Source organism: Terribacillus sp. JSM ZJ617, from assembly GCF_044383785.1.
Classification (GTDB): domain Bacteria; phylum Bacillota; class Bacilli; order Bacillales; family Amphibacillaceae; genus Terribacillus.
Map to the genome: position 1 here is coordinate 255,847 of NZ_JBISEQ010000001.1, position 22,345 is coordinate 278,191.

Below are 22,345 nucleotides of genomic sequence, written 5' to 3' on the forward strand. Positions count from 1 at the left end.
TCGGTTTTTATTTTAGATTGTAAAAGTATTCAAGGCATGTATCCGGTGATACCGGACAACATGCCCTAATTACATACATATCTAAACTTTGTTGGAGTTCTAGGATATTCCTTTAATATAATTTAATTGGATTTCTATTCTTCTTCAGGCGCAGTATGCTCGTAGTAGTACGTAAGAGCACGATTGGCAATATTATATGTTATTGGATACTGATTTCCGCCACTGATAATGCCTAGGTTTGGCACTACGATAGCGAATGCGATTTCAGGATTGTCTGCATCTGCATAGCCGATCAATGTCCAGTTTTCCAAGTCCGTACCATTTTTACTTGTTTGTGCAGTTCCTGTCTTACCAGCGATATTATAGCTTTTTGCCTTATCCGTAAGATGACGATAAGCAGTACCGTCCGTTGTTTGGAAGACCCTCTTAAAGCCAGTCTTCACTTGTTCAATTTGTTCATCAGTTGCAGTAATCTTGTTCAGTACTTCGGGAGACACTGTTTCTGTTAGCGGACCTAATTTGTCTTTTTCATTAGAGGGATCATGTATTTCACTAACGAAATGAGGCTTAATACGGTATCCCCCATTTGCGATCGTTGAGATATACTGAGCTAATTGCATGGTGGTATACGTGTCATACTGACCTATCGAAAAGTCCATCAGGTTACCAGCTAAACCTGCGTTCCCTACGTAACCGGTAGATTCAGAAGGCAAGTCTATACCGGTTTCCACACCTAATCCCACTTGATTATAATAGTTGCGCAATACCCGGAAAGAATCAGGATCAAATGACACACTTTGGTTGTATTTGTAATGGTATTCGCCGCCTAGGCGCAGTGCGATATTGAACATATATACGTTGGAAGATTTCTGTAAAGCCTGCAAGTCAGAGGTGGGACCCATATCTTTATAAGATCCTTTGGGCTCTGTACCTGCAATTTTCATTTTTTTATCGATGAATACATCTCCCATATTCACGACGCCCTCTTGATAACCGGCAAGCAAGGTCGCTCCCTTAACAGTTGACCCGACTGCGTTCGCGCTAAAGACAGTGTTCGTATCGGCAGATTCATACTTATTGTTTTCCCGGTTATAGTGCTGTCCGCTGGCAGCATAAATTTCGCCGGTGTTTGGGTTGAGCATGACTGCCATCGCATCTTCCACGTAACGGTTTAATCCCGGATGCCTATTGATAGCACCCTTCAGTTCATCCCGTACAATCTTATCCAATTCCTTTTGGAAATCCATATTGATAGATAACTGAAGATCCTGACCGCGCTGTCCTTCAGAAATTACTTCTTGGGAAACAATGTTGTTATTATTATCCGTTACATAACGTACGCGTTTTTTGTCACCTTTCAGGAGGCTTTCATATTCCATCTCCAGACCACTTGTGCCGATCCGGTCGTTCAATTGATAGTTACGTGATTGATAATAATCCTTTTCTCCTTCTGGGATACCAGTCTTGATACTGCCAAGAATACCTTGAAGAGAACCGTCATACGGATAATGACGTATCCAATCGATTGTCACATTGATACCGGACATGTCACCCATATTCTCAGCAATCGTCGCATATTCCCTTTCACTTACGTCCTTGTTCTTGATGACATGTGGAACAAGTTCGGTCGCACTATCCAGCTCACGCTTGATGGCAATGATCTGTTTCGCATTCTCATCATTTTCAAGCTCTTTATAATCTTTCTCTGTAATACGCTTAAGTGTTGTGTCGTACACTTCCGTATCATCTAGTGATGCTTTTTCAGAAGCGGTTATGCGTTTATTCGCTTCTTCTGTATTCAATAAGAACCAATATTCCTTGTATTCACGCTCAGAGATTTTTTCTGTGGATTTATCTTCCATTTTAATGATGCCGGCGAGTTTGGTGGCGATATCTAGCCGCTTGTCAGCAGGGTCTCCGTTCTTTGGCGGGGTGTATGTAATCGAATATACTGGTTCATTCCCTACTATTACATTTCCTCCACTGTCATATATCATACCGCGCGGAACTGAAATCTCAGCGATATCATTCGTTGTCTCTTCCAACACTGCCTGATGTTCTTCGCCATTGATGATTTGTACAACTCCAAGCTGCAGAACTAAGGCAGAGAATAGCAGGAAAACAATCCCGAATAAAATATTAAGACGGAAAGGAAGCAGTGCACGTCTTTTCTTCCTTTTTTTAGTCATATTGTTCTTCGTCTCCTTTTTTTCCATATAGATTCCATTATAGCATTGGCCTTGTATTGCTTCACCATAGTTTGAAGTACTTTTTGCATAAACTAGCATTGCATGTATAATTATCATTAGTAAAAGAATTGGGGGAGATCAAATGGTTCAGTCAATCAATACAAAAGTCGATCTAGTTGTTGATGCAACCTCACATAAAATGTCGGAATATGGGAAGATCATGATCGGAGATAAAGGATTTGAATTCTTTAATAATCGTGATGCGCGTAAGTTTATTCAGATTCCTTGGGAAGAAGTTGATCTTGTGATAGCTTCTGTTCTGTTGAAAGGGAAATGGATTCCGCGTTATGCCATCAAAACGAAACGTAACGGGACATATACATTTTCTTCTAAAGATCCAAAAAGAGTTTTCCGAGCGATTCGTGAATATGTCGATCCGAATCATATGGTGAAATCATTAGGATTCTTTGATGTCATCAAGCGTGGGATAAAAAGTAAAGTTAAAAAGTAACAATATCTAAAATTGTTATCTGGTCAGAATGAACTAAATTTTTGACTTAATAGTCTTGTAAGGGGAAAAATGGTGTGCTACAATATTTTTGGAAGCTCACTAAAGAACTCAAGTGCTTTATTTTTTTAATGCATAATTAAAGCGCTTGCAAGATAAAATTAAATAGCTATCGCAATTATTTTTTACGTGTTACTGATTCGATCAGGCATGAGTAAAAAAGCATGGATTAAAACGAAGTAAAGGGTCCTTCTATACCTACATCTTCCATTAATCTGCTTTTTACTCATGCCTTTTTTATCGTTTTCCATCGAATAAGTGATCGCTTTAGGCGAGCTGAACCATGTGTATTCCAGCTTTAACAATAATGCTAATAGGAGGTAAAAAGATGGTAGGGATTATCATTGCCACGCATGGTGAATTTGCTACTGGTATCTTGCAATCCGGGACGATGATCTTCGGAGAACAGAAAAATGTGGAAGCTGTTACATTGATGCCAAGCGAAGGACCTGCTGATGTAAAGTTAAAAATGGAAAAAGCAATCGCCTCTTTCGACAACAAGGATCAAGTATTATTTTTAGTCGATCTTTGGGGTGGAACTCCTTTCAACCAAGCCAACAGCTTGATTGAGGGGAACGAGGACAAATGGGCGATTGTAGCTGGCTTAAACCTGGCAATGCTGATTGAAGCTTTTGCATCGCGCTTCTCCATGGAGACGGCGCATGAGATTGCTTCGAAAATTCTTAGCACTGCGAAAGAAGCGGTTCAAGTGAAACCGGAAGCATTAGAGCCAGCAGCTCCTGCTGCAGCTGCTGCGGCAGGACCATCCAATGCGGGTGCCCCTGGTACATTCGATTACGTATTGGCCCGGATCGATACTCGTTTGCTTCACGGTCAGGTAGCAACTGCTTGGACGAAGAATACAAATCCTACACGCATCATCGTCGTCTCTGATGAGGTAGCAAAGGATGATCTTCGTAAGAAGTTGATCCAGCAGGCTGCTCCATCAGGTGTAAAAGCACACGTTGTTCCAGTCAATAAGATGATCGAACTTGCAAAGGATGATCAGCACTTTGGCGGTCAGCGCGCACTGCTTCTCTTCGAGAACCCGCAGGATGCGCTCAGAGCAGTAGAAGGCGGCGTACCACTCGAAACAATCAATGTTGGTTCGATGGCCCACTCACCTGGTAAAGTGCAGCCTAATAAGGTACTTGCCTTCAGCCAGGACGATATCGATACGTTCGCGAAGCTGAAAGAAAAGGGTCTCAAATTCGATGTACGTAAAGTGCCTGGCGATTCCAAAGGCAATATGGACGAGATTTTGAGAAGGGCTCAAGCAGAGTTAAACAAACAAAGGTAATCCTGACAATCAGATAAAAAGGAGGATGAATGATCATGGATTTGACGATGATTCAAATCATATTAGTTGTTATCGTGGCATTTTTAGCCGGTGTCGAAGGAATCTTAGATGAATTCCACTTCCACCAGCCAATCATTGCCTGTACGTTAATCGGCTTAGTTACAGGAGAAGTAGTTCCATGTCTTATACTGGGCGGAACCCTTCAGCTGATCGCTTTAGGCTGGGCAAACATTGGGGCAGCTGTAGCACCGGATGCTGCATTGGCCTCGGTTGCATCTGCAATTATTTTAGTTTTGGGTGGTCAAGGTGAAGAAGGTGTTACTTCTGCAATCGCGATTGCAGTTCCACTTGCAGTTGCAGGTTTGCTTTTGACAATCATCGTTCGAACGCTGGCAACAGGTATTGTGCATCTGATGGATGCAGCAGCGAAGGAAGGGAACTTCAGAAAAATTGATATGTGGCATATCATCGCAATCATCATGCAGGGTCTGCGTATTGCGATCCCGGCTGCATTGATTGTAGCGATTGGCGCAGCGCCGGTTAGAGACTTGCTTACAGCGATGCCAGCATGGCTGACAGACGGCTTGGCAGTCGGCGGTGGAATGGTAGTAGCGGTTGGTTATGCAATGGTTATCAACATGATGGCAACAAGAGAAGTATGGCCATTCTTCGCGATTGGTTTTGTATTAGCTACAATCCCGTCCATCACACTTTTGGGTCTTGGCGGTATCGGTGTAGCACTTGCACTTATTTATCTAGCACTTACGAAACAAGGCGGTTCAGGTGGTGGCGGAAACGGAAACACTGGAGATCCGTTAGGCAAGATCATCGATGACTATTAAAAAGGAGGAGGAGAAAAAATGGCTGAACAATTGAAGTTATCCAAAAAAGATCGCGTTGCTATTTGGTGGCGTTCCACTTTCATTCAAGGCTCCTGGAACTACGAGCGTATGCAAAACGGCGGCTGGGCATTTTCCATGATTCCCGCAATCAAAAGATTATATAAAACGAAAGAAGACCGTGCTGCAGCATTGCAGCGTCACTTGGAATTTTTCAATACACATCCATATGTTGCTTCACCGATCATCGGAGTAACGTTAGCGCTTGAAGAAGAACGCGCTAATGGTGCCCCAGTTGACGATAAGGCTATTCAAGGTGTTAAAGTCGGAATGATGGGACCATTGGCAGGTATCGGGGATCCAACCTTCTGGTTCACGGTGAAACCGATTCTTGGTGCATTGGCTGCTTCTCTTGCTTTGACTGGTAACATTCTCGGCCCAATTCTTTACTTTGTTTTATGGAACCTCATTCGTATGGGATTCACTTGGTATACACAGGAACTTGGCTACAAAGCTGGTTCCAAAATCACCGAAGACTTATCTGGCGGCTTGCTGCAGGATATAACCAAGGGCGCCTCGATACTCGGGATGTTCATATTAGGGTCCCTCGTAAACAGGTGGGTATCCGTTGCATTCGCGCCAACTGTATCTGAAGTTCAGCTCGACGAAGGTGCTTATATCGATTGGGATGAATTACCGGAAGGCTCGGAAGGCATCAGGACGGCTCTGGAACAGCAAGCTGCCGGCCGATCGTTAAGCGAGACCAGTGTAACGACTTTACAAGATAACTTGGACAGCTTGATCCCTGGTTTGGCAGGTCTATTGATCACACTGCTTTGCATGTGGCTGCTTAGGAAGAAAGTTTCTCCGATTGTCATGATCCTTGGATTGTTCGCAATCGGTATTGGCTTCCATGCTATCGGCTTGATGTAATAAGTAATTCTATATGAATTGAGAAGTACCTCCTGGTATGATGAACTTATCCATCCTAGGAGGTATTTTTTCATACGACAATATGGAAATCTAGGACAAATCAATAAAAAAGTACATATATTCATTTTAGGAGGATGCTCATGCTTACTATCGGTTATATCGGAAACGGGAAAAGCACAAACAGATATCATCTGCCATTCGTTCTGCAAAGAGAGAACATCAAGGTCAAAACAATATATAGAAGAAATCCAGATCGTGATAATTGGGATAAGATTGCAGGAGTAACCTACACTTCTGATTTGGATGAACTATTGCATGACAAGGACATCCAGCTTATTGTGATTTGTACAAAACATGACAGCCACTTTGAGTACGCCAAACAAGTATTGGAACATAATAAACACTGCTTGGTCGAAAAGCCATTTATGGAAACCTCCGAACAGGCGAAAGAAATATTTGCACTGGCAAAACAAAAAGGATTAGTTGTACAGGCATATCAAAACAGACGGTTTGACAGTGATTTCTTAACCGTTCAAAAGGTAATTGAAGAGGGTAAACTAGGGGAATTGCTTGAAGTGGAAATGCATTATGACTATTTCCGTCCTGAAGTACCCGAGTCCGCACACTCCTTCGATCCTGCAGAATCCTATTTGTATGGACATGGCTGCCATACACTAGATCAGGTTATCGGCTATTTTGGCAAGCCAGATCATGTCCACTATGATGTACGGCAATTATTGGGACAAGGAAGAATGAATGATTATTTTGATTTGGATTTATATTACGGCACGCTAAAGGTATCGGTGAAATCCAGTTACTTCAGACTGAAAGAAAGACCAAGCTTTGTTCTGTATGGCAAAAAGGGAAGCTTTGTCAAGCAAACGAAAGATCGTCAGGAAGAACATTTGAAGCAATTTTATATGCCTGAAAACAAGGACTTTGGAGTCGATACATTAGACCATTATGGTGTACTGACTTACATTGATGAAGACGGTACAATCCACGAAGAAAAAGTGAAATCTGTAGATGGGGATTATGGCAGGGTCTATGACGACTTATATGAAGCTGTCATAAATGGTAAAGATAAGACCATTACGGATGAACAGACTGTGCTGCAGATGGAAATGCTGGAGACTGGGGTTAAGAACTTAAAGTAAAATGAAGTACTTATAATGTGCTTAAAAGGAGTTAGCATCAGCTAACTCCTTTTAATTATGTATTGAACGGCTCCTTCACATCCTCGAAGAATCTTTTCCGCATATAAGCAGATAATAACTCCATACATCACGACTTTGAGGAGAAAATCATGGAGAAAAAAGGTAAAGGTTTGTCTGCTACACAGTTAACGATGATGGCGTTGGGGAGCGTGATAGGGGGTTCCTTTTTCCTTGGTTCGTCGGTAGCCATCCGGGCAGCGGGACCTTCCATTATAATTGCTTATATTTTGGCGGGTGTGCTGGTTTACTTTATCTTGTATGCTCTGTCAGAGATGACGGTGGCCAATCCTTCTATGGGGTCATTCAGCACCTTTGCAGCCCAGAACCTGGGGCAAGGGGCAGGGTTTGTAGTTGGCTGGCTTTATTGGACAGGCACCATATTGTCTATGTCCAGTGAAGCTACTGCCATTAGTATTTTGTTCCGGCAGTGGTTCCCGAATATCTCGATTGCGTTGCTCGGGGGATCCGTTATTATTGGCGTGACGCTTATTAATTTATTGGGTGCTGATAAGCTTGGAAAACTGGAGAGTGCGCTTTCTGGTGTGAAAATATTTGCCATCATCTTCTTTATCGTTACAGCTGTCGTGTTGATCTTTGGATGGCTTCCGGGATCAGGACCAGTTGGGGCAGGGGCGCTGGCGGATGAACCACTGATGGCAGGCGGACTTCGAGGACTTGCCGGAAGTATGCTGCTGATCGTTTTTGCTTATGCAGGTTTTGAAATTATCGGGCTAGCTGCCTCAGAAGCAGAGAATCCACGTGAAACAATTCCCAAAGCGATCCGCTATACAGTTTTTTCGCTGGTTGGTCTTTATGTCCTCTATGCTGCTGTATTGCTGCCGCTTATTCCAACTGCATCACTGAATGAAAACACCAGTCCAATGGTCGCTTCCCTTAATCGCTGGGGCATAGGCTGGGCAGGGACTGCAATAAACATTGTTCTAATTTCGGCCATTTTATCAGCGATGCTGGCTGCCATCTTTGGACTAGGCAGAATGATTCGATCCCTGACCGATGAGAGACATGCGCCGAGCTGGTTGAGAGACAAGGGGGATGTTCCTTATCGCGGGATTCTGTTTTCCGGACTCGCCATGCTGCTGGGACTGGGATTCGGCCTTCTATTTCCAAGAGCATATTTGGTGTTGATCAGCACCGGGGGATTTGCATTGATCTTCACTTACGCCGTCATTATGGCGAGCCATATCCGCCACCGCAAAAAGCATGGCTGTCCGCCGAATGGCATTTGCCAAATGCCGGGATTTCCCTATAATTCCTGGATTGCTTTAATAAGTATGATTATCGTTTTACTTTGCATGCCTTTTGTTCCAGGACAGGAAACCGGCTTGATTTCAGGAATTGTCATGGTTGTATTCTATACACTCATCTACTTGGCTGTAAAATCCCGCAATCGAAGGAAAGCAGCATTTGGTCCGCCTCTTCAAAACCTGGTAACGGAATTTTCGGAGGAATTGACCACAAGTGAAGAAGGAAAAGAAAAGAAATAAATGGAATTAAAAGAAGCTGCCGTATCCTAATAGATACGGCAGCTTCTTGCCTTAATATAGTCAAAAATAGACCATTAAAGCTAGCGATACAAGAATACGTTTATATTTTCATTTTTATCAGTTGTGGCAAGTAATACATCTTTCACTTCAGTCTGATACGTATTGCTTAGATAGGACACAACCCACGCTTCATCCTTTGTGGTTTCTGCCAGTTCTTCATAAATAATTTCCCCATCTTTTATAATCGTTCGCGGCAAGTAAAAAGGCTGCATATTTATCTGCATCGTCTCTGGTGTGACAGGTTCATATTTAGGATCTAAAAAGAAAGATATTCTTCCTTCCGCTTCCCAAAGCGCTAAAGCCACTTTTTTTACGTCCACTACTTTTCCTTTTCGTAACTCTTCTAATAGAACATCAATCGATATTCTGGCATGGCGCAAGCCTTTATAGAGAATTTCTCCATCCCGGACAACTGGGATAGGCTTATGATTGATTAACTTCCGAAACCAAGGCCACTTCAGAATAAGGAAGATTCCTGAAAGGTATAAGAGCACCAATACAATAGTTGTGATGAGGGAGCCTTTCAGACCGAGTTCTTCGTCAGATAATGGATGGGCAATAATATTCCCAATAACTAAAGCAATAACAAAATCAAGAAGCCTTAGCTGTGAAATAGAGCGCTGTCCCAGCACTTTAGCGACTATCAATAAGAAGGCAAAAGCAACAACTGCTCGAAGAACCCATTCAATAGAAGTAAGTGTTTGCTGGCTATGAAAAAAATCCAAATAAGGCACATCCTTTGTATAAGTGGAATATCTAGGTAGTAATTTGTTTTCAATCGTTATTACTATTATTTCCCAAACAAACCTTTGGTATCCTTTAAAGGATACATATTCGCAACTATTCTATACACTATTCATTAACTGAAGAGATCATAGCTATACCATGATATCAAGGTCTGCAAAGAGGTTTTTTGACTAGCGTACTTCACGCCATAGTAGCCTTAACGCAATTCTTAATTTGATTTCCTAAATCAAGAAACCTACTAGTGAAAACTATCAATTCAGCTGACTTTTTAAGGATATTATTCCCAATATATTATTTTACAAATAGTGGTAAAGTGGTTGTATAATAAATAGTAAGGGAGGTTTGTATATGGAGCGTCTTGATGTAGCAGGTCATCTGGATAATTGGTCAGTGAGTATTCGACTCAACAAAATAGAAGCTGCACGCAGCATTTACGAAGAGTTGAGTAAACACACGATTGATTATGATTCAGAAACATTTATCACATTTTCATTAATGGAAAGCCGTTACCATTCTATGCTTGAAGATTTTCAGGAAAGTAAGCATTCGTTAGCGAAAGCCCGAGAGCACGAAGAGAATTTCACAGAGCTACATAAATACCAGCTTTTCTTTGCTGAAGGGATCATCCACTATTATGAAGAGCAGTTTCAAGATGCACTAGTTAGTTTGGAGCAAGCCGAAAAATATATTACCCCCTCCATGGAACCAGCAGTAGTAGGAGAATTTCATCTTATTAAGGCGATGGTCTATTATTTCCTCGATATTACAACTCTATCTGCTGTACATGCAGCAACGGCAGTAGAAAAGCTAAAGTCAATTGAAGCATTTAATTTCCTGCTGGCTCGATCAGAATTAATCCAAGGCATGAACTACTTGGATTTGTCTGATTTCGAAATGGCGGAAGAATATCTGCACAAAGCATTATCAACTTGTAAAAGAATTGAAAATCAAAGTCTTTTAGCTTCCACAAACCTGAATCTAGGACTCTTGTATGTCACACGTGAACTGCCCGCAACTGCTATTCGCTATCTGGAAGATGCATTAGCGGGAAAACAAGAGCGTATCGAATTGAAAGTTTTATATCTGTTAGCCGACTCTTATTGGAAAACCAATCAAACCACGAAGGCTATGCACGCATATAAAAATGGATTTGATAAGAGTATTGATAGTGATAATACTAATATGAAATGGGAATTTGCCATGCTGCACAAGAAATATGAGGATAGAATTAATTTCGAGAGTGTTTGGCAAGAAGGTATAGAATATTTTCGAAAAATTAACGATTTATTCAATGTTAGGCACTATTCAAGGGAACTAGCTCAGTACTATACTGATAGTAAGCAATATGAGCTTGCGACGAAGTACTATATCTTGACTCTAAAATAAGGAGACGATTTCATGAAAAAAGTTGTATTTTCAGTAATACTAATTGGGACAATCGTTATCAGTGGTTTAGTCGGGTATGGTAATCAAGAGGGCTTAGCAAGTAAAAAAGGTGATTTTGGCAGCGTTATATCTTCTTTGAATTTACTAGATAAATAATGGACAAACCTTCCTTTGAGGAAGGTTTGTTTTTTTTCAGATTCTCTCTTCAAATACACATACGACACCTTCCTAGAAACTAATTAACATGCTTTTATCAAGAAGTAATCTCTCTTGATGATTTTTAGCTAGATAAAAAAATGTTGACGCTTACATTTTTGTGTTTTATACTGAAGTCAGTTAAATAAAACCATTAGACATGTGACTGGTAATGCAGGCAGGATCTAATACGGCAAGTTTTCTTCATTTGCCGTATTGGGTCCTTTTTTGTTTTCTTTCTACCCGTCGCATCGAGGAAGAGAGGGTTAGGAATGGATTACAAACAAGTCGCAACAGACGTTTTGCAGCATATTGGGGGCAAGGAGAATATCGCGCATCTTGGACACTGCTCGACGCGTCTGCGTTTCTCACTCGTCGATAACAAGAAGGTCGATATCAAAGCGCTGGAAAGTACGCCAGGTGTCATCGCTGTCCGCATGACAGCACAGTGCCAGGTTGTTATCGGGAATGATGTTGTCGAGGTGTATGAGGAGCTGCAGAAGCTTGTTGGAGACGTTGGCCGGGAAGAAGCAGCTGATCAGCCAAAAGAGAAGAAAAAGATCGGCGCTACCATTCTTGATTTCATTGTCGGTGTGTTCCAGCCGCTAGTACCAGCCATCGCCGGCGGCGGTATCCTGAAGTCACTATTACTCTTGCTTGCTTTGATAGGGGTCTTGGATAACGAAGGCCAGACGTATCAGATCTTGAACATGGTCGGGGATGCACCATTGTACTTCCTGCCATTGCTAGTAGCCGTCACAACGGCTAACAAACTGAAAGTTAATCCTCTTGTAGCGTTATCAGCAGTTGGTGCTCTTATTTTACCTAACATGACAACGATGCTAACAGAAGGTGCACAGCTGTTTTCATTCAATTTGCAAAATATCGCGTATGCATATCAAGTATTCCCGGCAATTCTTACAGTCTTGTTCTACGCACAGATGGAAAAGCTGTTCACGCGCTTCTCGCCGAAGCCGATTCGGATATTCTTCGTACCGATGATGTCACTAGTAATAACGGTGCCGATTGCGCTGCTATTGCTCGGTCCTGCAGGTTTCACATTTGGTCAAGGCTTCGCAGCTGTCATTCTATGGGTGTATGAATATGTTGGCTGGCTTGCGGTTGCGTTACTAGCCTGTGTGCTGCCATTCATGGTTGCAATGGGAATGCACAAAGCGTTGCTGCCTTACGCATTAACAACTTTGAGTGGCACTGGTCGTGAAGCACTTTATATGCCAGCTTCTCTTGCGCATAACATCGCAGAAAGCGGCGCCTGCTTTGCCATTGCATTGCGCACGAAAGATAAACGACTTCGTACAACTGCTGTATCTGCCGGTATCTCTGCATTCTTTGGAATTACAGAGCCTGCATTGTACGGTGTTACATTACAAAACAAAAAGGTGCTCGCGAGTGTTATGATAGGGGCATTCGTAGGCGGTACATTTGTTGGTATCGTTGGTTTGCAGGCATTCGTTATCGTTGGTCCAGGACTTGCCAGCATGAGTATGTTCCTGTCCGAAGATCTGCCACGTAACATGCTGTATGCAGCAGTTGGATTTGTCCTATCGTTTGTTGTCGCATTTGTCGCTGCTTTCATCCTTGGTAAAGACAAAGAACAAGTGCAGCCAGAGGAAGAGAAATTTTCTGAGAAAATCGGGAGAGGTGAAACTTTCACCAGTCCAGTAGCCGGAAAAATGATACCGCTATCACAAGTGCAGGATGAAGTTTTCTCTTCCAAAGCAATGGGGGATGGAATCGCAGTTGTCCCATCTAAAGGAGAGCTATACGCACCGGTAGACGGCGAAATCTCGATGATATTTGAAACAAGCCATGCACTTGGCATGAAAACAGAGACAGGGGCTGAAATATTGTTCCACGTGGGACTAAATACAGTTCAGCTAGGCGGCGAGCACTTCACTCCACAGGTCAAAGTTGGAGATCAAGTAAAAGAAGGCGATGTGCTGCTAACATTCGATCTTGAGAAAATCAAAGCAGCCGGCTTTGATCCTGTCACACTCGCAATCATTACCAATACCGACAAATATGATGTTCAAATCAACAAGCAAGAAAACGTTACCCGTCAGGATAAGCTGATGGTCATTACCCAACTAGGAGGCTGAAACAGATGACATTTTCTAAAGATTTCTTATGGGGCGGCGCTATTGCCGCCAATCAGGCAGAGGGTGCTTGGAATGTAGACGGAAGAGGCATGAGCGTAGCGGATGTAGCGAGCTACCGTTCCGACCTGAGTCTTGATGATTATGAAGGCCACGTAGCAATCAGCTCAGAAATTGTTCAAAAAGCAATGGATGATCCGACTGATAAATATTATCCGAAGCGCCGCGGTATCGATTTCTATCATCATTACAAAGAGGATTTGGCACTATTCGCTGAAATGGGCTTTAAAGCACTGCGTGTCTCCATCGCCTGGAGCCGTATCTTCCCAACAGGAGAAGAGCAAGAGCCGAACGAAAAAGGTCTGGAGTTCTATGACAACCTGTTTAAAGAAATGAAAAAGTACAATATTGAGCCGATAGTAACACTATCTCACTATGAAATGCCGTTGGCACTCAGTGTGAAGTATAACGGCTGGGTCGAGCGCAAAGTGATTGATGACTTTGTCCGCTTCTCCAATGTGTGCTTCAACCGCTATAAAGATTACGTGAAGTACTGGCTTACTTTCAACGAAATCGACAGCATCAATCGTCATCCGTTCACAACTGCAGGCATTATTCCAGACCGCTGCCCGGAAGGTAAGGAAGAAGAACAGGTATATCAGGCGCTGCATCACCAGTTCGTCGCATCTGCTCTAGTTACAAAAGACTGCCACGAGATCATCCCTGGCAGTCAGGTCGGCTGTATGCTGACAAAGCTTACGACATATCCCAACACTTGTAAGCCAGAAGATGTGGAAATCACGCTTAAGAAGAACCTGCAGAACTACTTCTATGCTGATGTACAGGTATTCGGAGAGTATCCGCGCCTGACATTGAAGAAGCTGGAGCGTAAAGGTATCCACATTCAAATGGAAGAAGGCGACTTGGAGATTCTGAAAGAAAACACAGTCGACTATTTATCCTTCAGCTACTACATGTCCTTAACAGAATCGGTAGAAGATGGTCTGGAAAAGACAGCTGGCAACACTGTAAGAGGAGTTAAAAACCCATATCTTCCGGCTACTGACTGGGGCTGGCAGATTGATCCGATCGGGTTGAAAATCAGCTTGCTGGAACTTTATGATCGTTATAGATTACCACTGATAATCGTTGAAAACGGCATGGGTGCCAAGGATGAAGTCGAAAGCGATGGCAGTATCCATGATGATTACCGGGTCAACTACTTCCGTGAGCATTTCCGTCAAATGAAGGAAGCTGTCGAAGAAGGTGTTGAGCTGTTTGGTTATACAAGCTGGGGGCCGATTGATATCATCAGTGCCGGCACATCCCAAATGTCGAAGCGATATGGCTTCATCTACGTAGATCAAGATGACGAAGGCAATGGCACGCTCGAACGTAAGCGCAAAGACTCCTTCTATTGGTACAAAAAAGTGATTGAAAGCAATGGGGAAGACCTCGACTGATAGATACACCGCAGAGGATAGGTGAGGCCGATGATTAAGATCAAAAAAGTGCTCAATTCCAGCGTCGTGCTGGTAGAGGGCGAAGAAAGACAAGAATATATCCTATTCGGCAAAGGAATCGGCTATGGGCAAAAAGCTGGCAGCATCATCAAAGAGGACCAAGCTGACCAGACTTTCATGCCGATAGAAAACGCCAAAGCCAAAGAGTTCCTGCGCCTGCTGGACTCCATCCCGCAAGCATTTATCGACCTGACACAGCAAATTGTCCAGCATGCCGAGCAGCAGCTCGGCACAAAGCTGAACACAGGTATCTATTTCACGCTAATGGACCATTTGCATTTCGCGGTCGAACGCTATAAAAAGAATATCAATATCACAAATAGGGTGTTCTGGGAAATCAAGAATTTCTATCAAGAGGAATTTGATATCGGTACGTACGCCCTGAAGCTGATCAACAAACAATTCCAAATCGAGCTGCCGAAAGAGGAAGCAGCCAATATCGCCTTCCACTTGATCAATGCCCAAGGCGAAAAGCAGGAATCAAACGACGGGATGAAATATGCAAAAATGATCGGCGGCATCGTCAACCTTGTCCGCTACGCCCTGCAAATCAAAATGGACACCGACAACATCCATTACGGCCGCTTCATCACGCATGTGAAATTCTTTGTCGAACGCTTCTACGCCGACAGCATGCTCGACGACCCGGAAAATCTATTGTTCGAACAAATCGCCAACCTGTACCCGCAAGCCATGGACATCGCCTTTAAGATTGAGAACTACATCTCACAAGTCCACGGTACAATGCTGCCGAAGGAAGAGCTTGCGTATCTGGCAGTGCATATTCATCGGTTGGCGTCTTATCAGCAGTTGAAATAAATAAGAACAGTAAACCAGAAACCCGATCTAATGCAAATCTGCCCATACAGATTTGTAACATAGGTCGGGTTTTCTTTTTGTTGGAATGCTTTTATCCCAGTCTCTTTTCGATGAAAAGTAAACATAATCCACGACACATCCATAGAATATAATACAGCTTATTTAATCAGTGTGTGCGATAGCAGAGATCTCGATCAACTGCTCCGGAAATGCCAGGTAGGTGACGCCGATGAGGCTGCCTGCTGGACGATGAGTATCTAGATATTCCTTGAAAAGGGTAATAACGGACTCAGTATGCTCCTGGGGATTAGTCAAATAGACTTCCACATAAGCAAGGTTGGACTTTGTGACATCAAATTCCTTTAGTACACGATCAAGGTTTTCGAGTGTTTGTCGCGTCTGTGCTTCAATATTATCCTCGCCAATGAATGTGCCTTCTTCATTATGTGAAAATTGGCCTGAAACGTAAATCGTACCGTTCACGCTGTAGCCTTGACTGATACCATGATCCCAAAGGTCATGGTTATATGTTTTGATATCCTTCATGTTTTTCTCTCCTTTTATTTGAATTAAGGTAAGTATAAAATGAATAGAAAGAGGAAAATAGTACGCACTTTTTTGATAGATACTACCGGAAAGGATAGTGTTCATATGGGGATGGCTGATTATAAAGGGAAGGGGAATGTCCGGGAGACGCCTTTTGGTTATACACTTTCCGTTGTTGGAGGTAAGTGGAAAATGCTCATCCTTTACCTATTGGCAGAAAATCAACCCGTTCGTTTTAATGAAATGAAAAGAAAGCTAGAGCCAATCACTTTTAAGATGTTGAGTTCCCAGCTTAAAGAATTAGAAGCAGATGGGATGGTCAGACGAAAAGAATATCCTCAAATTCCTCCTAAAGTCGAGTACAGTCTTACCCCTAAAGCGGAAACGCTATTACCTGTTTTGGAGCAATTATGTGAATGGGGAGAAAAAAATCGTCATAATTAAGTCCATTCTGCATAGCTGTACAGGTATTGTTTTAAAAGATTGAGTGAAGCTGATAAAAAAGTAGCAAACCACATCCTATAGAAAGAGAACAGCCCCTTCTGTGAGAGCAGAAGGGGCTGTTTGTTGACTGACGGCAGGGAATATAATGTAGCCTTTACCTTAGAAAAAGACTTTGCTGCCTGTATGATTAAAAGGGAGCCCTCTACAATTACCATCGAAGCAATGGAAGACAGGACAGTTATTCAAATACCCTATGTGTTACTGCAGAGTAACCATTGAATCTTCAACTTATAATTCTGAACACCAGATCTTTGTTGTTCCTAATATACAAAGGAACAATAGAAAAAAGTTTTTGTTTAGTAAGCATTTTTCTCTCTATCATTATTTTGTTCAATAATATCTGATATAAAAGTATATATATTCGGAGGATACTCAGCAATCCGATGAACTAAATACAAATACCACTCACTGCCGTATGTTACGTAAACTTTAGCCTGGATATTATCCTCTTTTAATGATTTTAAAAGGTCAGACTGAACCCCATCCAGCATCTCTACTTCAACATTCGGACTATAAAGAAAACCCTTCGCTTTTAGGTCCATCAATAAACTTTCATCATGTGTAGCAATAGACAATGGATGATTACTATCGATACACTTGGATACAAATTCTGAATACCGTGTATTTAACTCCTCGGATCTTGGTATATATATACCTTCCGGCTCTTGATAAGCTCCCTTTACTAAACGTATTCTGCCTGTCGTTTTCAGTAGGTTATTAAGGTCATTGTATGAACGCTTCAAATGAACTTGTAATGTTATCCCAACATTTGAGAAAATTTTCGATATCCTTTTATATAGTGATAAAATCGTATCTGTTTTTTGCGATTCTTCCATACTTATCATAAGTTGAATATTACGCTTTTGTGCTTCATTTGCTAACTCTTCTAAATTAGCAAATGCAATCTTCTCAGAAATCATCATCCCGATATGAGATAGATCTAATGATACGGTAGCCGCCAGTTGATTATTTCCTAGATCTTTTATTAATTCTATAAATTCATTTTTGGCAATCATACATTCTTTTTTAGACGTTGTGTTTTCGCCGATAAACTCCAATGAAACCTGATAGCCTTTATTATAAAGGCTTATGACACGGCTCATTCCTTCCCTGCGTGTTTCTCCAGCTACAAAACGGTCTGCACCTTTAATGAGAAAGGGATAAAGCACTTCTGAATTTTGAAGATAGGCTTTTATTTCTTGGTCTCTAGCAATCGACTTGAGAGCTTTTGAAAAGCGAATCTCTTCACTAGACATAAAACATTCACTCCTTGTTTTCTCAGTTTACTTTTTAATTTTTTTATAGCGGATTATCTGTCATTCGGAATAAAAATATTCCTGTATTGACCGGGCGTTAATCCAATATAAGCTAAAAAGGAATTGCTAAAATGACTCTGATCTGCAAAACCTGTCTCTATTGCGGTATCTACTGGTTTTACTCCTTGTTCCAATCGTTTTTTTGCTTCATTAATACGAACTGTTTGCAAGTAACGATGTGGGGTTATACCTCTAAATCTAGTAAAGGAACGTAATAAAGAATATTTGTTCATATTCGCTATTTTTGCTAAATCTTTTAATGCAATATGTTCCGCATAATGTTCTTCCAGATAGCGACAGATATTTTCGATTTCTTGTTTCATAGCTTTTGGTTCATTATCTTCAATGGCTTTGGTATATTCTTCAATAAGCTGTTGGATCAGAAAATAAAAAGTTTCTTCTTTCTCAAAATCTGATATTTCGTCCATGATCATTTGGTGGAGGTTATGTAATAATTTTGCTTTTTCACTCTGGTAGGTAACAGGAGAAATAAAGTTTGGGAGATAATCCTGCCCTGTAATCTCTTTTGTCACTTTTTGCATGATTTCAGGTGTGATATTCAAGCAGCGATAGTCTAGAGTTTGGTTATCAATTGATTCACAGGCATGATTGTCAAAGGGGTTGAAAAATATAATATCACCGGCACCTATTACATATTCTTTCTTCTTACATAACAGTCGTCGTTGCCCCTTCTCTATAAAACCAATCACATAATATTCATGGAAGTGGTTCGGGAATTTCTGCATGATTCCTTTAAAACGATATGCTTCTATTTTTAAATCGTGGTCAAAGCGTACCGTTCTTTCCTCTTGACCCATAAGAAAAACCTCCTAGTGATCTCTAATATTTAATGTAACACATGAGGTTAGGGCTCTCTTGTAGAATATTGACTTTATAGAGAACTTCTAAAAGGTGTTTATTAATTTATGAAGGTGGTAAGTGTAAAAGGCACCTTTCGACTTTTACATATATAATGTAAGATTTCATTGTTTGATGTAAAACACTCTTCCAGCAAAGAAATACTTTTAACACAGGTGGGATAATATGAAAAAGTTAATTATGGCAGGCGCTAGCCTTGCAGTCATTCCGGCTTTATTGTTAGCGGGCTGTTCGCAGGAAGCAAATACACAAGACCAAGAGCCGAAGTCAAAAGAAAAGTCAGAGGTGAGCTCGGATGAGCAGGCAGCAAAATCTCCGGAACCTGCGTCTCAGCCAAGCTACCAAGCTATTGAACCTTCTGAGGCAGCTCAATCGCTGAAAAGTCATTACACAGAAACACAACTGGCGGAAATGCCAAAAACAGAGGCGCACGGGGATGACACGGAAAGAAGTGTTCCTTTAGGTCAAACGTTGGAAAAAGGAATGGAAGATAAGACAGAAGGACCGCTTCAGAAAAATAGAATCGTTTCTTATTATGGTCATCCTGATTCTACTAGCATGGGGATTCTGGGAGAGTACAAACCAGAGGAATTAATGAAGAAATTGAAGGACCAAACCAAGGCTTATTCCGAACTGGATCCTGAGAGACCGGCTATCCCGGCTATTGAATTAATCGCAACGGTTGCCCAGCGAAATCCTGGAGAGGACGGGCTTTATATGCATGCGACAGCTGACGAGGATATTGAAAGATATGCAAAGTTAGCCGAAGAGAATAATGCGCTGCTTATCTTGGATGTTCAATTGGGTCAAGATACTATTATGAATCAAGTAAAATCATTGGAGAAATATTTGAAATTGCCTTATGTCCATTTAGCCATTGATACGGAATTTCATGTGAAAGAGGGACAAGTTCCTGGAGAAGATTTGGGACATGTCGATGGCGAGAATGTCCAAGAAGCTATTGATTATGTATCAAATCTAGCATCTGAGAATGGGCTTCCTGATAAGGTTGTCGTCGTCCACCAATTTGCAGACATCATCATCAACAATAAAGAAGCAATCCAGCCCACAGAAAATGTGGAAGTGGTGCTGAACAATGATGGCCACGGCATTGCAGCTTTAAAACGATCTGGGTATCATCAGCTTGTACATAATCAGCCTATCCAATATGGAGGATTCAAGGTGTTTTATAAGAAAGACGAACCTGTCATGACACCGGAAGAGGTTCTGGAACTAGATCCTGCACCAGCGTTTGTTAATTACCAATAAGGTTGAGATAATACTATTGAAACAAAGCAAGCCATATCATAGGTAAGGTGGATATACATATGCTTAAAGAAGTCTGTGTAGAGAATTTTACGAATGTCCCCGAAGTTATCGCTAAAGGTGCTGACAGGGTTGAACTTTGCGACAACCTTGCAGCTGGGGGGACAACCGTAAGTCACGGTGTAGCGGAAGTGACTATAAATTATTGCCATGGTAAAGACATTAAGGTTATGAGTATGATTAGACCAAGAGGCGGAAATTTTGTTTTTAGTAAAGAGGAAGTGGACATGATGAAGCGAGATCTTGTCCATTTAAGGGAATTAGGAACAGATGGCGTAGTACTGGGTTGTTTAAATGATACTGGCTGGATTGATGAAGACGCCATGGTCCCTTTATTGGATGTAGCAAAAGGACTGGAGATAACCTTTCACATGGCGTTTGACCATATAAGCCCTGAAAATCAGCTTAAAGCGATTGATTGGCTGGTGGAACACGGGGTACACCGAATCCTAACCCATGGAGGCCCGTTAGATACGAGAGTCGAAGATAATCTAGCCAGGTTGAAGGAATATATTGAGCATGCAAATGACAGGATCATTATCCTTCCTGGTGGAGGAATTTCTAGTAAAAACCTTAACTTTATCACTTCTGAACTGAATGTTAGAGAAGTTCATGGGACAAAAATAGTTGATTGAGAGCGACACGAGACTCTCAGAATGATACCTCTAAAAGATAAAATAATATAATCAGAGTTTATGAGCCTTTTCTGTGAAAGCAGAAGGGGCTCTGTTTCATATGAAGTGAAATCACCAAGCATATAGACATACCCGCCTTCTTCGTTTCTGCTTAGATTTGGAGATTGGATACATAAACAAAGAGGACGTAAACCTACGTCCTCTCAACTATCCACTTATGAAAATAATCCAAAAATAAAATCCCAAAGCCCAAGCACATCTAAAAAGACAATAATAATAGCGATTGGCGTGACATATTTTAATAAATAATACCAGACATTAAAGAAGCTCCTGCCAACATTCGATCCAAGAGCCAATTCTTCAAAAAGCTCGCTTTTCTTTATTTTTAGCGGGACAAAGAGTGAAATAAGCAATGCTCCCAAGGGCATTAATATATTGCTGACTGTATAATCGAACAAGTCAAATATTGTCTTGTCGAATATAAGGAAGTCAGACAGCACGCCATATGACAGACAGGACGGAATTCCGACCAAGAAAATCAACATGCCGAGCTGCCATGATCGTTTTGTGCGCTTGGTGTTGTCTTTTTTTGTCGTGGCAGCCACAAAGATCTCCAGCATTGAGAAGGCGGAGGTTAAAGCGGCAAACAAGAATAATACCAGGAAGAAGATGAAGAATAGGGTACCGAATTGCATGTTGCTGAATACTGCTGGCAAAACTGCAAATATCAGTACCGGCCCTGCATCAGGTTCCATCCCGAAGGAGAAGACTCCTGGGAAAATAGCCAAACCTGCTAAAAGCGCTACAAAAATATTAATAATAATGATAGAAAAAGCCGCTTGCGGTAGATGCTGCGTCTTTGGCAAGTAGGAAGCATAAGTAACCATGACGGATACACCGACGGATAGGGTGAAAAATGCTTGCCCAAGTGCGAATAATACGGACTCAGAAGTCAGATTAGAAAAATCAGGAACCAGCAGGAACTTAATTCCTTCCATTGAGCCATCCAGGCTGACAGAGCGAATGACTAAGATAAGGAATAAAAGAAACAGCGCCGGCATCATGATTTTACTTGTTACTTCAATCCCTTTTTGCACCCCTTTAGCAACCACAAGGATGGCAATCAGCATAAAAAGAAACTGAGCGAAGAGTGTCGGGCCAGGGTTAGAGATGATGTCATTAAATAACGTGCCATAACCATCCTGTGAGAGCCCATTGAGGCTGCCGCGGATTGCTTCAAATAGATAAATAATAATCCAGCCGCCAACAACGCTGTAAAAGGATAATAAAATAAAGCATGTGACGACACCCAGTCTGCCGATGACAGTCCAGAATGACCCAGGTGCAATCTTTTGATAAGCAGATACAGCATCAAGCTTTGTTCTGCGGCCAATGATAAACTCCCCTAACAAAAGCGGCGCGCCAAGTATTACAGTAAAAAGTAAAAAGATTAGGAAGAAAGCGCCGCCTCCGCCAGTACCTGCGATATAAGGGAATTTCCAGATGGCTCCCAATCCGATAGCGGAACCAGCAGCTGCCAAGATAAAACCTAATTTGGATTTCCAGTGTTCTTGTGACATTATGCAACTCCTATTCAAATCAAAAATATTAATAGGAGAATAGTAGCACAATTATCTAGTGAATGGACAGATAATTTTAAAAAATATCATAATAACAAAGAGACAACTGAATAGAGAGTATATGTACAAGTAAAAGCCCCTCCTGGATAGCAGGAGGAGCT

General features: G+C 41.8%; 20 protein-coding genes. 14 read left to right on the plus strand and 6 right to left on the minus strand.

Annotated elements, in window-relative coordinates:
- Window positions 1-134 precede the first annotated feature (134 nt).
- Window positions 135-2,189: a peptidoglycan D,D-transpeptidase FtsI family protein gene (locus tag ACH6C1_RS01305; RefSeq protein ID WP_374073913.1), complete on the minus strand. Its 2,055-nt coding sequence runs from the start codon at window positions 2,187-2,189 to the stop codon at window positions 135-137.
- 142 nt (window positions 2,190-2,331) lie between these two features.
- Here ACH6C1_RS01305 and ACH6C1_RS01310 point away from each other — a divergent pair, with 142 nt between their 5' ends.
- The 6 genes from ACH6C1_RS01310 (at window position 2,332) to ACH6C1_RS01335 (ending at window position 8,551) form a co-directional block, all read left to right on the plus strand.
- Window positions 2,332-2,700, plus strand: coding sequence for a DUF956 family protein (locus ACH6C1_RS01310; protein WP_095221710.1), 369 nt, complete (start codon window positions 2,332-2,334; stop codon window positions 2,698-2,700).
- Between the two features lie 385 nt (window positions 2,701-3,085).
- Window positions 3,086-4,057, plus strand: a complete 972-nt coding sequence (locus ACH6C1_RS01315) for a mannose/fructose/sorbose PTS transporter subunit IIA (RefSeq protein WP_366248168.1) — start codon at window positions 3,086-3,088, stop codon at window positions 4,055-4,057.
- A 41-nt stretch (window positions 4,058-4,098) separates the two neighbouring features.
- Window positions 4,099-4,899 carry a PTS mannose/fructose/sorbose transporter subunit IIC gene (locus ACH6C1_RS01320; protein WP_245840394.1) on the plus strand — a complete coding sequence of 267 codons (801 nt, stop codon included), beginning with the start codon at window positions 4,099-4,101 and terminating at the stop codon, window positions 4,897-4,899.
- Between the two features lie 18 nt (window positions 4,900-4,917).
- Entirely contained in the window at window positions 4,918-5,829 is a 912-nt protein-coding gene (locus ACH6C1_RS01325) for a PTS system mannose/fructose/sorbose family transporter subunit IID (protein ID WP_095221706.1), read from the plus strand.
- 140 nt (window positions 5,830-5,969) lie between these two features.
- Entirely contained in the window at window positions 5,970-6,986 is a 1,017-nt protein-coding gene (locus tag ACH6C1_RS01330; protein ID WP_374073917.1) for an oxidoreductase, read from the plus strand.
- A gap of 149 nt (window positions 6,987-7,135) precedes the next feature.
- Entirely contained in the window at window positions 7,136-8,551 is a 1,416-nt protein-coding gene (locus tag ACH6C1_RS01335) for an amino acid permease (protein ID WP_374073919.1), read from the plus strand.
- A gap of 80 nt (window positions 8,552-8,631) precedes the next feature.
- On the opposite strand, the gene ACH6C1_RS01340 is transcribed toward ACH6C1_RS01335, so the two are convergent.
- Window positions 8,632-9,336 (minus strand): DUF421 domain-containing protein, encoded by a 705-nt coding sequence (locus tag ACH6C1_RS01340; RefSeq protein ID WP_374073921.1) that lies wholly within the window; start codon window positions 9,334-9,336, stop codon window positions 8,632-8,634.
- 370 nt (window positions 9,337-9,706) lie between these two features.
- Between ACH6C1_RS01340 and ACH6C1_RS01345 the strand changes: the two genes are divergently transcribed.
- From ACH6C1_RS01345 to ACH6C1_RS01365, 5 genes are all read left to right on the plus strand, one after another.
- Window positions 9,707-10,744 carry a tetratricopeptide repeat protein gene (locus ACH6C1_RS01345; protein WP_095269390.1) on the plus strand — a complete coding sequence of 346 codons (1,038 nt, stop codon included), beginning with the start codon at window positions 9,707-9,709 and terminating at the stop codon, window positions 10,742-10,744.
- Between the two features lie 12 nt (window positions 10,745-10,756).
- Window positions 10,757-10,900, plus strand: a complete 144-nt coding sequence (locus ACH6C1_RS01350; RefSeq protein WP_175073889.1) for a hypothetical protein — start codon at window positions 10,757-10,759, stop codon at window positions 10,898-10,900.
- Between the two features lie 311 nt (window positions 10,901-11,211).
- The gene (locus ACH6C1_RS01355) at window positions 11,212-13,059 is read left to right on the plus strand and encodes a beta-glucoside-specific PTS transporter subunit IIABC (protein WP_374073924.1); all 1,848 of its coding nucleotides are present in this window, start codon (window positions 11,212-11,214) and stop codon (window positions 13,057-13,059) included.
- A gap of 5 nt (window positions 13,060-13,064) precedes the next feature.
- The gene (locus tag ACH6C1_RS01360; protein ID WP_374073925.1) at window positions 13,065-14,519 is read left to right on the plus strand and encodes a glycoside hydrolase family 1 protein; all 1,455 of its coding nucleotides are present in this window, start codon (window positions 13,065-13,067) and stop codon (window positions 14,517-14,519) included.
- Between the two features lie 30 nt (window positions 14,520-14,549).
- Window positions 14,550-15,398, plus strand: coding sequence for a BglG family transcription antiterminator (locus ACH6C1_RS01365; RefSeq protein ID WP_374073927.1), 849 nt, complete (start codon window positions 14,550-14,552; stop codon window positions 15,396-15,398).
- 162 nt (window positions 15,399-15,560) lie between these two features.
- Here the strand turns inward: ACH6C1_RS01365 and ACH6C1_RS01370 are convergent, their stop codons facing one another.
- Window positions 15,561-15,944: a RidA family protein gene (locus ACH6C1_RS01370; RefSeq protein ID WP_374073929.1), complete on the minus strand. Its 384-nt coding sequence runs from the start codon at window positions 15,942-15,944 to the stop codon at window positions 15,561-15,563.
- 105 nt (window positions 15,945-16,049) lie between these two features.
- Here ACH6C1_RS01370 and ACH6C1_RS01375 point away from each other — a divergent pair, with 105 nt between their 5' ends.
- Window positions 16,050-16,388 (plus strand): winged helix-turn-helix transcriptional regulator, encoded by a 339-nt coding sequence (locus tag ACH6C1_RS01375; RefSeq protein WP_374073931.1) that lies wholly within the window; start codon window positions 16,050-16,052, stop codon window positions 16,386-16,388.
- A gap of 356 nt (window positions 16,389-16,744) precedes the next feature.
- Here the strand turns inward: ACH6C1_RS01375 and ACH6C1_RS01380 are convergent, their stop codons facing one another.
- On the minus strand, window positions 16,745-17,704 hold the full coding sequence (locus ACH6C1_RS01380) for a proline dehydrogenase family protein (protein WP_374073934.1): 960 nt from the start codon (window positions 17,702-17,704) through the stop codon (window positions 16,745-16,747).
- A gap of 53 nt (window positions 17,705-17,757) precedes the next feature.
- Window positions 17,758-18,582, minus strand: coding sequence for an AraC family ligand binding domain-containing protein (locus ACH6C1_RS01385; protein WP_374073936.1), 825 nt, complete (start codon window positions 18,580-18,582; stop codon window positions 17,758-17,760).
- A gap of 226 nt (window positions 18,583-18,808) precedes the next feature.
- On the opposite strand from ACH6C1_RS01385, the gene ACH6C1_RS01390 reads away from it, so the two are divergent.
- Both ACH6C1_RS01390 and ACH6C1_RS01395 read left to right on the plus strand, forming a co-directional pair.
- On the plus strand, window positions 18,809-19,912 hold the full coding sequence (locus tag ACH6C1_RS01390; protein WP_374073938.1) for a hypothetical protein: 1,104 nt from the start codon (window positions 18,809-18,811) through the stop codon (window positions 19,910-19,912).
- Between the two features lie 59 nt (window positions 19,913-19,971).
- Entirely contained in the window at window positions 19,972-20,604 is a 633-nt protein-coding gene (locus ACH6C1_RS01395) for a copper homeostasis protein CutC (protein WP_374073941.1), read from the plus strand.
- Window positions 20,605-20,819: 215 nt separating this feature from the next.
- On the opposite strand, the gene ACH6C1_RS01400 is transcribed toward ACH6C1_RS01395, so the two are convergent.
- A complete protein-coding gene (locus ACH6C1_RS01400; RefSeq protein ID WP_374073943.1) occupies window positions 20,820-22,184 on the minus strand; it encodes a sodium-dependent transporter in 1,365 nt (454 codons plus the stop codon).
- Between the last annotated feature and the right edge of the window lie 161 nt (window positions 22,185-22,345).